Raw genomic sequence first — 13,319 nt, 5'->3', positions numbered from 1 at the left:
AGCTTGTTTTTGGTTATCCTTATAAAAATAGTAATATTTTACATGTTTATCGTGTTCACTTACATGATTCTCCCCAAGTATTCCATTAATTTTACCTAAGTAAATCTAAATATGTAAACTCTTATGCAAAAGACTACGACGACCTATCTGCTATTGATCACTTTTGTGGCTGCTATTGGTGGATTTCTATTTGGGTATGATTGGGTAGTTATTGGAGGTGCGAAGCCATTTTACGAGGCTTATTTTCATTTGGAGTCTGATCCTGCATTGCAGGGATGGGCCATGTCTTCGGCGATTGTGGGAAGCTTTGTTGGTGTACTACTCTCGGGGGGATTGGCAGATCGCTATGGCAGAAAGCCACTGATTTATACCGCTGCAATTTTATTTATAATTTCTGCATTGGGAACTGGTATGGCGTCCGAACTTGACACCTTTATTATCTATCGGATTTTGGGTGGAATAGGTATAGGTGTAGCCTCCAATCTGGCTCCGATGTATATAGCGGAAATCGCCCCCGCAGAAAGTCGGGGAAAATTTGTATCGGTCAATCAATTGACTATTGTACTGGGCATACTTGCAGCACAAGTGGTCAATTGGCTCATTGCAAAGCCAGTTTTAGCCGGAGAATCTATTCTAGAAACCTGGAATGGGCAAGAGGGGTGGAGATGGATGTTCTGGGCAGGAGCGATCCCCGCGGTCATTTTTTTGCTGCTACTTTTCCTGATTCCCGAAAGTCCCCGTTGGTTGTATACGAAAGGGAAGCACGAACAGGCAAAGCGCGTGTTTTTACGCATGGGTGGAGATGAGTACGCAGCAGAAAATATACGTTCTATTGCCGAGGCGGCTGAACTAAGTCAGGGTAAAACCCGAAAGAGAAATTTATTTCAGGGCAAGCTGCTGCGGTTGTTGTTGCTAGGGAGTTTTATTGCGGTTTTTCAGCAGTGGTGTGGGATTAATGTTATTTTTAATTATGCCCAAGAAATCTTTACGGCTGCTGGATATACAGTTTCGGGGATGCTTTTCAATATTATTATCACTGGAGTGATCAATGTAATTTTTACATTCATTGGTATGTATCTGGTTGATCGAATTGGTCGTCGTGCATTGATGCTCTTCGGATCGGCAGGTCTTTTTGTGATCTATATTGCCTTAGGAGCGTGTTATTATTTCAATTGCAGTGGCATTTTTGTGCTTCTCCTTGTGCTAGCCGGAATTGCGGTGTATGCGATGACCTTGGCTCCTGTAACTTGGGTAATTATCGCCGAAATATTCCCTACCGCTGTAAGGGCACAGGCCATGGCGATTGCGACATCGTTATTATGGATTGCATGTTTTGTGCTCACGTATACTTTTCCTTTATTGAATCAAAATCTGGGCGCAGCTGGTACATTCTGGTTGTATGGTGGAGTCTGTTTTATCGGTTATCTGTTTCTGTGGAGCCGATTGAAAGAGACCAAAGGAAAAAGCTTAGAAGAAATTGAACAAGAACTGGAAAGATAATTGGCACTTGAATAATCAACACTGGAATAATCAACCCGACCTATATAAACCTATTAGCGTATTAAGAAAATGACAGAATTGACTCGTTACCTCATAAAATCAACAGTTGACCAGAAAGGGATCGTAAAAGCATGGGAGGAGCAGATTGCTATTCCAACATACGAGATTGGGACGATGGAGAAGAATCCCATATTTGCCGAAAAACGCGTATACCAAGGTAGCTCAGGGGTAGTATATCCCTATCCAATCATAGAGAGAATTAGCGATCAGAAGCAAAACAAGATCTATCAGGCGCTATTTCTCGAAAATGAATATATCAAGGTGATGATTCTTCCAGCCTTAGGTGGGCGGGTTCATATGGCTTATGATAAAGTTAGAGAACGACATTTCGTTTACTATAATGAAGTTATTAAGCCCGCTTTGGTTGGGCTCACTGGTCCTTGGATTTCTGGTGGAATTGAATTTAATTGGCCTCAGCATCATCGGCCGACTACTTTTATGCCCACAGCGCATTTAATCGAACACAACAGCGATGGAAGCATTACGGTTTGGTGCAACGAAATCGAGCGTATGTTTCGAATGAAGGCCATGCAGGGATTTACTTTGCATCCCGACAAAGCATATCTAGAAATTAAGGTTCAAGTGTATAATCGGACAGCATTGCCACAAACCTTTCTGTGGTGGGCCAATCCGGCTGTTGTTGTGAATGACGACTATTATTCCGTCTTCCCGCCCGATGTCAATGCCGTATTTGATCATGGAAAGCGAGAGGTTTCTTCTTTCCCCATTGCTACTGGGACCTACTATAAGTACGATTACTCAGCTGGTGTTGATATAGCACAATACAAGAATATTCCTGTTCCGACATCCTATATGGCCATTCAATCGAAATACAATTTCGTTGGCGGCTATGAGGCCGGTGCTACCAATGCGGGGATGTTACATGTGGCCGATCATCACATTTCTCCGGGGAAAAAACAGTGGACTTGGGGAAATGGTGATTTTGGTGTCGCTTGGGATAGAAACTTGACAGATGAAAATGGGCCATACATTGAATTGATGGCTGGTGTATATACAGATAATCAGCCTGATTTTGCTTGGTTACAACCCTATGAAGTGAAATCCTGGTCTCAGTATTTTATGCCCTACGCAGAAGTCGGACAGGTGAAAAATGCAACAAAAGATGTGGTGCTCAATATGGAGATTAGGGAGCAGGCCGCTCATATTGTCTTATATACAACGGGGACGTATGAAAGCATACGCATTTTGTTACGCAATACGGTAGGTAAAATCTATTTGGACGAACAAGTGGACTGTTCTCCTCGAAATATTTATACCACAAGTGTTGCTGGATTGGACAGTGTACCAACCGAACTCATATTGACTGTGTATGATAAAAATAACCATGAAATATTGGTCTATCAGCAAGAGCAGGCAAAGGATGCTAAAGATATACCCAAACCAGCACAGGCAGCGTTGCTGCCCGAAGATATTCGTTCTATCGAAGAATTGTTTTTGACGGGACAGCATTTGGAGCAGTACCGACATGCAACTTATAATCCATTGGATTATTATAAGGAAGCGCTGCGACGTGAACCGAACGATCTCAGATGTAATAATGCAATGGGTGCTTTATTGTTGCGAAATGGTAAGATAGAGGAGTCTATTCCTTATTTTGAGACCGCTATCGCACGCGCTACTGAGCGTAATCCCAATCCCTATGATGGAGAACCTTATTACAATCTAGGTGTAGCTCTGCAACTATCTGGGGATTTGAATGGAGCTTATGCATCTTTCTACAAAGCCACATGGAATGCCGCCTGGAAGGATTCTGGCTATTTTGGTTTGGCACAAATTGATGCGAAGAGAGGCGACTGGAAAGCTGCTTTGGAAAAAATAGATCACTCATTGAGCCGAAATTGGTGTCACCATAAAGGAAGACAGCTGAAGGCCTCTATTTTAAGAAAACTTGAGGCAAAAGATGCCGCTTTAGCATGTATTCAAGAATCAATGGAATTGGATCCGTTTAATATGGGCTGTCGATTCGAATGGTACCTGTTAACACAAGAAGAATCGATATTCTCTCCTATTCTCGATTTAGCGCGTGTAAATATTCATAGCGTGATAGAGTACGCATTGGATTTTGCGCATGCTGGTCTGTATGAAGAAGCATCTTTACTCCTGGAAAAAACCATTGAAGACGCAACCTTAGTTTACCCGATGGTATATTATACACTAGGTTATTTTGCGACTCATTTGGGTTTGCATGACAAGGCAAAAACTTATTGTGATCAAGCTGTCATTATGGATCCTACCTACTGTTTTCCAAATCGTTTGGAAGAGATCGCAATTCTCCGACATGCCATCGTTTTAAATAGTGCTGACGCAAAGGCCTCTTATTATCTGGGCAATCTTTGGTATGGAAAGAGACAGCATCAGGATGCGGTAGAATGTTGGGAGCATGCGATCCAATTGGATAGACAGTTTCCTACCGTTTTTCGCAATTTGGCCTTAGCTTATTATAATCGGATAGGCAAGAAGAAAGAAGCCGTTACCTTATTGGAGCGGGCATTTTCATTGGATGAAACTGATGCACGTTTACTCATGGAGCTTCATCAGCTCTATAAGAAGGAGGGCCGCTCTTACAAAGAGAGGTTGGCGTTACTTGATCGATATCCGGATTTGGTGACGCTTAGAGATGATCTATTCTTGGAGCGGATCACCCTATTTAATCTCTTGGGCGAATATGAGCGCGCGAAAACGTTACTTGCTTCCCGTCAGTTTAAGCCTTGGGAAGGGGGAGAAGGCAAGGTCTCTCGTCAATACACAATATGTCAGCTCGAATTGGCTAAAGAATCGATACTGCAAAATGAGCTGCTGCAGGCGCTTTCCTTGCTAGAGGCAATTGATTATTATCCACATAACCTTGGTGAAGGTAAGCTGATTACAATGGAAGAAAACGACATTCACTATTATAAGGGGCTTGTTTATCGTTTATTGGGTCGGGAAGAAGAAGCTAAAGTTTATTTCTATAAAGCAACAGAAGGTGCTGATGAACCCCAGCAAGCCCTTTTCTATAATGATCCACAACCAGATAAGATATTTTATCAGGGTTTAGCCTGGCGTGAGCTTGGTGATCCAAGGCGAGCTGAGCAACGTTTTCAATGTTTAATAGATCATGGAAAGTTATTGATTGATAAGCCTTTTAAAATAGATTATTTTGCAGTTTCCTTACCTGATATGGATATTTGGGAGGAAAATCTGGATGATAAGAATAAAATACATTGTCTTTATGTCATGGGATTGGGGTATTTGGGGAATGGGGATCGTGCTTTGGCAATGGATTATTTCGCACAAGTCCAACAGTTGGATCCCAATCACCAAGGGAGCCAAGTTATCATGCATTCTTTCTTAGGTGAAACTTCTTTAAAGAATTAATTTCAGTATGTATCGCTATATCATTGTATTCGTCATTCTATTTCAAAGTTACACGGTCTGGGCAGATGGGGTAAATCGTCTTGACCTTGCAGGTGTATGGAAATTACGGCTTGATCCCGAAGATGTCGGTATCCAGCAGGGCTGGGCTGGTAAATCGTTCGAAACATCGATCAAATTACCAGGAACAACAGATGATGCGGGTTTAGGAACCGTAAATACGTTGACACCTGCTCTTGCCAAACCTCAGCTTTCGCATTTAACGCGAGCACATCGCTATGTGGGGGCAGCATGGTATACACGGGAACTTTCAATTCCGGCAGGTTGGGCTGGTAAGGAGATGATCTTAACCCTCGAACGTGTCCTTTGGGAGTCTATGGTTTGGATCGACGGGGTAGCAGTGGTACAAAAACAACGGAGCCTTGTCAGTCCGCATGAGTTTGACTTAAGTTCACTTCTGAACAATGGAAAGAAACATCGGTTGACAATCCGCGTAGATAACAGAAAGAAGCTCCCAATCAGCGTTGATGATATGGCGCATGCCTATACCGATCATACCCAAATTATTTGGAATGGTATTCTTGGAAAGATTGCTATTCAGGCCTATGATGCGGTGCGTCTGAAGTCGGTGTCTGCTAGCCCTAATCTAGCGAAAAAGGAAATCAATCTGCAGATCAATCTCCGTAATAAACTAGCAAAGGGCGTTGTCGGTAAACTGAAAATAGAGGTAAAAGACAAAATGGGTTCCCTGCCACCGGTTGAAAAAACCATTCAGCTCTCGCCGGGGGATTCAGCGATCAACTTAAGCTACTTTCTTGGTGACAAACTGAAACTTTGGAGCGAATTTTCACCGCATTTGTACGACATCGATCTGGAGTTGAAAGCCACAGATGCCGTATCAACGTTGCGGACCTCAATAGGTATGCGTGAGCTTTCTACAGATGGGACTATCCTAAAAGTCAATGGTGAGCCTTTATTTTTAAGAGGAACATTGGAATGCAGTATTTTCCCATTAACGGGACATCCGCCGATGGATAAAGCCGGTTGGAGAAAAGTCTTTCTGACAGCGCGCGAATGGGGGCTAAATCATCTGAGGTTTCATTCATGGTGTCCTCCTGAGGCGGCCTTTGCTGTTGCCGACGAATTGGGATTCTATCTTCAAATTGAGTTGCCAATTTGGGAGAATAATATTGGTAAAGATGAAGGAGTGATGAATTTTCTCTATGAAGAGGCTGATCGAATAATGCAGACTTATGGAAATCATCCGTCCTTTTGTTTTTGGAGTATGGGTAATGAGCTGAGTGGTGATTTCAATGCACTGAATGCTTTGGTAAAACACATAAAGGAGAAAGACAGACGGCATCTTTATACGGCAACTTCTTTTACATTCCAGCAAGGGCATGGTGTGAAAGAAGAACCCTATGATGATTATCTGATTACCCAGTGGACAGCTAAAGGCTGGGTACGGGGACAAGGTGTATTTAATAGCGAAGCACCCACATTCAATAAAAATTACAGCACTTCTTTGGAAGGAATTTCGATTCCGGTCGTGACGCACGAAATAGGACAATATGCTGTCTATCCCAATCTCGCCGAAATCAAAAAATATAAAGGTGTTTTAAAACCGCTAAACTTCATTTCTGTAGCAGAAGATCTGAAACAAAAGGGATTATTACATAAGGCCAAAGCATATACGATGTCCTCGGGAAAATTGGCTGCTATTCTGTATAAGGAGGAGATAGAAAGAGCATTGAAGACACCTGGTATCAGCGGTTATCAGCTTCTTGATCTTCATGATTTCCCGGGTCAGGGAACGGCGCTGGTAGGCTTATTAGATGCTTTTTGGGACAGTAAAAATATACTTTCTGCGGCCGAATTTCGACAATTTAGTGCTCCCGTAGTGCCTTTGCTTCAGTTTGCGAAAGCTGTATATACCAACGATGAAACGTTCGAAGCTTCTATAGATGTGAGTAATTATGGACAGGAGGTTTTGACGAATCAGGGGATTAACTGGTTCCTGAAGGATGGGGGGGAAATAGTCGCACAAGGACATTTTCAGTCAACCATTGGAAAGGGACATCAAGGCAACGTGGGGCATTTAGAAATACCATTACAAGCAATTGGACAGGCGAAGAAATTGACGATTCAACTTAAACTGGAAGGTACATCCTATGAAAACCATTGGAATATTTGGGTGTACCCTCAACAGGTCGCTGTTGATTTTGGGGAAGTGAGTTATACGCGCGAATTGGCAGAAGCGATGCACTTGCTGAAAGAAGGGAAAAAGGTGCTTTTAAATCCCGATTGGAAGAAAATAGACGGTATTGAAGGGAAGTTCGTTCCTGTTTTTTGGAGCCCCGTACATTTTCCAAAACAGGCCGGTACAATGGGCTTGCTTTGTGACCCTAAGCATCCTGTATTTGCCGACTTCCCGACAGATAATCATACTGATTGGCAATGGTGGGATCTTCAAATTAAATCAACTACGCTAATTACGGATCAGATCAAAGGCGGAAATGCAGTTATAGAGCTCATTGATAACTTTGCCAATAATAGAAGATTAGCATCTCTTTTTGAAGGGACAGTCGGAGCGGGCAAGCTGATGATCGCTTCGTTTGATCTGGAGGCGGATCTAGCCAACAGACCCGTTGCAAGACAGCTGTTGGGCTCTATCTTAACATATATGAACAGTACAAAGTTTAGGCCTAAAGTGATCGAAAATCCAGCAATTCTATCGCAGGTTTTGCGTTATAAAGAAGCGCAAGAAAAAGCCGAACCCAAAGCGATCTATTAGTTATAAGATCGCTTTGGGAAAATTTAATATGCTTGAATTTTTTAAAATAAATATGTAGAAATAATTGTTAACTTGGCCTTGTAATCTAATTGTTACCTGAAAAGCACAAAGACCAATAAACTGAAGATTGGGAGCTTTAGTTATGAGAAAAGAAAATGATGAAGCCAATTTGATCCAAGCGCTCTCTATAGGAAAGCAGGCTGTTTTACCAAAACTTTACGAACGATATGCAGACCGTATTTTCGATGTATCTTTCCATTTGTTGAAAGATACAGGCTGGAGCGAGGATGTCGTGCAGGAAGTTTTCGTGAAATTGTGGACCAATAGAGAACGCATAAAACAGGATGTGGATCTCTGGCCGTTCCTCTATGTATTGACTAAAAGAGAGTGTTTCAATAAACTAAGAAGCATCAAACGTTCTCATTCGGCCTTTGAGCTTCTATATGACCATATTGAACATCATTCGGATAGGGCCGACGGTTTAATAGAACGAAAGGAACTTGCCGATGAAATAGAAAATTACCTTGCTCAACTTCCTGAACAACAAAAACTCGTTTTTACATTAAGCCGAATTGAAGGAATACCTCACAATCAAATCGCAGAGGAACTAAATCTTTCTAAGAACACCGTAAAAAACCATCTTGCCAGAGCATCGAAACATTTAAAACAAGTCCGTTCTGGCCGAAATCCACTATTATCCCTATTTTTTTATTTTTTCTGAAAAAGGATCTCATTTATTGATGTATCTATATTAAGCGCCTGTTTACATTTTTTCTGGCAAGGCTTAAGATCTATTTAGAAATTCTTATGGCCATAGGTGATTTCGGAGCGATCTAAAAATTTTTAAAAAAATATTTTTCAGTGTAGTCCTTTTCTGTTTTTGCGGTGTACTGTCTAAAATAAATACTTAGAAAGTACGAACCAATTTGACCATGCAAGAAGAAAGATTACGCTATTTGCTAACCCATTATTTTAGAAATACGATATCTCGTTCAGAATTGAAAGAGATGCTCGATCAATTAGATCAGTTGGAAGAAGCTGAATTCTCCGATCTTTTTGAGCGTATGGGCGAAAGAGTTCCTGAACGCTCAGAGTTGTTTAACAGGGATCAGGTTTTAAATCAGATCTCAAGTCGAATAGGTGGACATCATGAAGAGATCGGAGATGAGAGAAAATCAAAGCTGCGCTATATCAGATGGGGTGGGATTGCGGCCGCAATTGTTGTCTTTTGTTTTTCAATTTTGTTTCTGGTCCAACAAAGTGCGAAGGAAACAACGTCTCAACAAGCCGTCTCACCAAGGGAAATCGCCTTGCCGGAAAACGGTGCGCCTATACTTAAACTTTCCAATGGTGATCAATATTCAATTTCAGAAGATCATCCTGAAACCTTAGATAAAAACGATCTGAGCATCGTTAAAGCAATAGACGGTACAATAGTATATCAAATTAGAGATAATAACAAAGGCAAGTCTGAGATGAGAACTTTCCTTAGTCCAAAAGGTAGTGCATTGACCATGAAGTTGGTTGATGGAACACAAGTTCAACTAAACTCGGGCGCTAGTTTGACTTATCCTACACATTTTGATGAACATACCCGAACGGTATTCTTGGATGGTGAAGCCTATTTTGATGTCACTCATGACCGTAGAAAACCTTTTATCGTTCAGACTAAACAAACCCAGGTCAAAGTGTTGGGAACACAATTCAATATCGCCTCCGATCTCAGTAAAACTAAAATCCTGACGACTTTAATCAAAGGTAAAGTTGCTGTAAGTGCGGGGCATAATCAGCAGATTTTAAGCCCTGGAATGCAGGCACAAACGAATCTGCATACAAAACAAATTGCCGTACAGGAAGCCGACCTAAAAGAGGTTCTCGCATGGCGGGATGGCTTCTTTCGCTTTACAGAAGATAATATAGAGACTGTCTTGCAAAAAGTGGGCGAATGGTATGATATAAAAGAAGTTAAGGTGAATTCATCGTCCAGCGATAAATTTACAGGGATGATAAAGAGGACCAAAAAGCTCTCGGATTTATTTCGGCAGCTGGAAAAAATATCCAATTATAAATTTAAAATTCAGGATGGGAGGGTCCTTGTTATGTAATAATGAGACTTTGAGCTAAAAGTAATCGGAAGTGCTCGCAACACTCCCGATCGTAGTTTAGCAATTAAATAAACCTAATTGAGTTATAAACCATTTAACACCAAACCTATACAAATGTATAAAAGGAATAGCAAAAGTTGCTTTTTTACACAAAAATTCTTTGTAAAAGCATTTATCAGGATGAAAGTATGCATACTAATCCTCATCATCTCCATGGTGCATGTTCATGCATCTAGCTTTGGTCAACAAGTGACATTGGATATAAAAAATGGACGTTTGGTGGACGTCCTAGATGAGATTCAAAAACAAACGGGGTACGAGTTTTTGTACAATAACAGTTTGATTAATAAACAGAAAAGAGTGACCATTAAAGCAAATCACAAAAACTTTAAAGAGGTGCTGCAAGAGTTTCTATCGGAAAGAAATCTGACCTACGAATTAAATCTGAACACGGTATTGATTATGGCCAAAGCGGCTTCTCTACCAGTTGCTCCTGGCACTGCGGTGATTTTGCAGCGACGCAAAATAACAGGGGTTGTGTCGGATGTTAAGGGAGCGCCATTGGAAAGTGTCACGGTTTCGGTTAAGGGGACAACTATTGGAACGAAGACTGATGCGAAGGGGCAATTTGTCTTGGAAATCGAAGATCAGCATAAAGTGCTGCAGTTTTCGCTGGTAGGATTTCAGTCGTCTGAACGTAATATTAGCACCTCAAATCAGCTGAATGTTACTTTGGAGCCTGCGGTAAGCGATTTGGAGGAAGCCGTTGTTGTTGCTTATGGAAAACAACGTAAAATCAGTGTGGTAGGCGCAATTAGCAGTGTTTCTCCGCAGCAATTGAAAACCCCGGTCGCAAAATTGAGTAGCTCATTAGCGGGACAGATGGCGGGGGTTGTCACGGTGCAAGGTTCGGGAGAGCCGGGCTCCGCAACTTCGTTCTGGATACGGGGGGTCAGTAGTTTTGCTGGAAGTAATAGCCCATTGATTTTAGTCGATGGTATCGAACGTCCGATGGATTTAGTTGATCCTGAGGATGTGGAATCTTTTTCAGTTTTGAAAGATGCGACAGCCACAGCCGTGTACGGTGTAAGGGGAGCGAATGGAATTGTGATCATTACCACAAAAAGAGGAAAGAAAAGTGCCAAACCAACAATTAACGCTCGTGTCGAACGGGGGATGTTGGAGCCTACACGACTGCCGAAACTGGCCAATGCTACGCAATGGTTAGATTATTATAATGACATCAACTTTGAAGCCTCTGGTAAAGTACCATTAACGCAGGAAGAAATAAATAGATATGTGAATAGAGTGGACCCGGACGTGTATCCTAATGTGGATTGGATGCAAGAAATATTCAAGAAAAGAACGTCGAATGAACGTTTGAATGTGAATGTGACCGGAGGTGGAGATTTTATCAAATATTATGTGTCAGGTTCTTACATGAAAGAGAATGGCATCTTTCAGCCTCGTAAAACATCAAACTATGACCCTTCGGTGAACTTTGACAGGATCAACTTCCGATCTAATGTAGATATCAAGCTTTCTCCTTCAACTGAGGTAAACCTAAATCTCTCCAATCAATTCGAAACAAAGAACCGTCTGGGACTAGATTTAGGAACGATGTACGAGACTATCTTGCATACGACACCAGTGGCAATTCCAACGCAATTTTCTAATGGTGCCTATACCATGAGTCCCTATTATTTTCTGAATACAACAGGATACTCAAAGGATTTTTGGAATAATGCGCAATCGCTGGTTGGCGTAACGCAGGATTTCTCAGAGTTGATCACACCTGGATTAAGAGCAAATGTCAAATTCTCTTGGGATGCTAAAAATTCGACTTCTTTGGACAGACGTAAGAATCCTATCACCTATTATGTGGATAAGACGAATGCCCGGGATAGTGATGGAAATTTGATTTTGAAAGATAATGGCGCTGGAAGCGATTATTTCACATTAAAGGATTGGCATTCTGGCGAGCGGGCAATCAACTTTGAAAGTTCACTAATGTACGACAGATTGTTTGCGGAGAAGCATCGTTTCGGAGGGCTATTTTTATTCTCTATGCGTGAGCGCACGAATAATTTTCCGGAGAACAATTATATCGCTGCGTTGCCTTATCGAAATACCGGAATTGCTTCCCGTCTGACTTATTCGTATCAGGACCGCTATTTTATCGAAGGCAACTTTGGTTATAACGGTTCAGAAAACTTTGCCCCTAAGAAGCGTTTTGGATTCTTTCCGTCCTTGGCGATGGGTTATGTGCTAAGTAACGAGCCATTCTTTGAGTCCTTATTACCCGTGATTAGCTTCTTGAAGATCCGCGGATCCATCGGTAAGATTGGTAGCGATAAAATTGATGGAAAACGTCGGTTTGCTTATAACTCGGAGATGGAAGACCGTGGAGGATATTCATTTGGTATAGGGGGGCAAAAACCATTGATTGGAATTGCCACTGGTTATCCCGGAAATCCATTGGTAGCCTGGGAGAGCGCATTGAAACGAAATATTGGTTTAGAATTGACGCTATTTAATAAATTGACTATTCAGACTGATTATTTTGCTGAGAAGCGCGATGGGATTTATATACCGCAGGAGAGCGTGCCCTCTATTGTTGGGGTAAATGTGAAACCTTTAGTCAATATTGGTCAAATGGAGAATAGAGGTATAGAAGGATCATTAGAATTTAATCACCATCAGGGAGATTTCGGACTTCAGATTCGTGGGAATATCACCTATAATCGTAATAAAAAGTTATTTGATGACAAACCTATTCCCGTGTGGGCCTACCAATCGGATATCGGACAACGTTGGGGGCAGCAGCGTGGCTTAATAGCGCTTGGCTTATTCCAATCAGAAGAGGAAATAGCACATAGTCCTGTACAGAAATATGGAGATGGACCCCATCCGGGTGATTTAAAGTACCGAGATATTAATGGCGATGGCCAAATAACGGAACAAGATAAGGTGGCTATAGGAAATACCGATATGCCACAGCTGACTTATGGATTTGGAACGAGTGTATCCTGGAGAGGATTTGATATTGCCGCATTTTTTCATGGAGTGGGCGAGATTACGCGAATTATTGCCGGAGGTCCTTTGTATGGGCAGACAGGCAATATCTGGAATGCAGGACAAATTTATTCCGATGTCGCAGATCATCGTTGGAGTGCTGATAATCCAAACCCGGATGCTATTTATCCGCGTATGTCTCTCAATATTGCTAATAATTCCCAGGCATCTACTTGGTGGCAACGGGATATGAGCTTTATCCGCTTAAAAAACCTGGAGTTTGGTTATACGCTACCGAAACGTTGGATAGAAAAATGGAAAATGTCAACAATGCGTTTTTATGCCCAAGGAGTCAATGTTTTTACGTTTAGTAAATTCAAATTATGGGATCCAGAATTGGAAACAGTCTCAGGGAGTGGTTACCCGCAAATGCGCGTATTTAATATTGGTCTAAGTGTGATATTCTAAAC

6 protein-coding genes are annotated in these 13,319 nt (G+C 41.7%); all 6 read left to right on the top strand.

What is annotated here, in order from left to right; translation table 11 throughout:
* Positions 1-123 precede the first annotated feature (123 nt).
* The 6 genes from AB1Z56_RS19920 to AB1Z56_RS19895 all read left to right on the top strand — a co-directional run bounded on the left by AB1Z56_RS19920 (position 124) and on the right by AB1Z56_RS19895 (position 13,317).
* Complete coding sequence (locus AB1Z56_RS19920) at positions 124-1,500, top strand: sugar porter family MFS transporter (RefSeq protein WP_309365259.1); 1,377 nt, start codon at positions 124-126, stop codon at positions 1,498-1,500.
* 69 nt (positions 1,501-1,569) lie between these two features.
* Complete coding sequence (locus AB1Z56_RS19915) at positions 1,570-4,938, top strand: DUF5107 domain-containing protein (RefSeq protein ID WP_426789951.1); 3,369 nt, start codon at positions 1,570-1,572, stop codon at positions 4,936-4,938.
* A 7-nt stretch (positions 4,939-4,945) separates the two neighbouring features.
* A complete protein-coding gene (locus tag AB1Z56_RS19910) occupies positions 4,946-7,729 on the top strand; it encodes a sugar-binding domain-containing protein (RefSeq protein ID WP_426789950.1) in 2,784 nt (927 codons plus the stop codon).
* A gap of 142 nt (positions 7,730-7,871) precedes the next feature.
* Entirely contained in the window at positions 7,872-8,450 is a 579-nt protein-coding gene (locus tag AB1Z56_RS19905; protein ID WP_309365265.1) for an RNA polymerase sigma factor, read from the top strand.
* Positions 8,451-8,661: 211 nt separating this feature from the next.
* Positions 8,662-9,834 (top strand): FecR family protein, encoded by a 1,173-nt coding sequence (locus AB1Z56_RS19900; RefSeq protein ID WP_426789949.1) that lies wholly within the window; start codon positions 8,662-8,664, stop codon positions 9,832-9,834.
* Between the two features lie 180 nt (positions 9,835-10,014).
* Positions 10,015-13,317, top strand: a complete 3,303-nt coding sequence (locus AB1Z56_RS19895) for a TonB-dependent receptor (protein WP_426789948.1) — start codon at positions 10,015-10,017, stop codon at positions 13,315-13,317.
* Positions 13,318-13,319: the final 2 nt, after the last annotated feature.

This window comes from Sphingobacterium sp. WOUb80 (assembly GCF_050058145.1).
Taxonomy (GTDB): Bacteria; Bacteroidota; Bacteroidia; order Sphingobacteriales; family Sphingobacteriaceae; genus Sphingobacterium.
Note: the sequence above shows the minus strand (reverse complement) of the source record. Positions and strands in the feature narration are given on the sequence as shown.

Bases quoted from the DNA above. Each gene is read 5' to 3' on its own strand.
- AB1Z56_RS19920 (WP_309365259.1), top strand. From the start codon at position 124: ATGCAAAAGACTACGACGACCTATCTGCTATTGATCACTTTTGTGGCT.
- AB1Z56_RS19915 (WP_426789951.1), top strand. From the start codon at position 1,570: ATGACAGAATTGACTCGTTACCTCATAAAATCAACAGTTGACCAGAAA.
- AB1Z56_RS19910 (WP_426789950.1), top strand. From the start codon at position 4,946: ATGTATCGCTATATCATTGTATTCGTCATTCTATTTCAAAGTTACACG.
- AB1Z56_RS19905 (WP_309365265.1), top strand. From the start codon at position 7,872: ATGAGAAAAGAAAATGATGAAGCCAATTTGATCCAAGCGCTCTCTATA.
- AB1Z56_RS19900 (WP_426789949.1), top strand. From the start codon at position 8,662: ATGCAAGAAGAAAGATTACGCTATTTGCTAACCCATTATTTTAGAAAT.
- AB1Z56_RS19895 (WP_426789948.1), top strand. From the start codon at position 10,015: ATGAAAGTATGCATACTAATCCTCATCATCTCCATGGTGCATGTTCAT.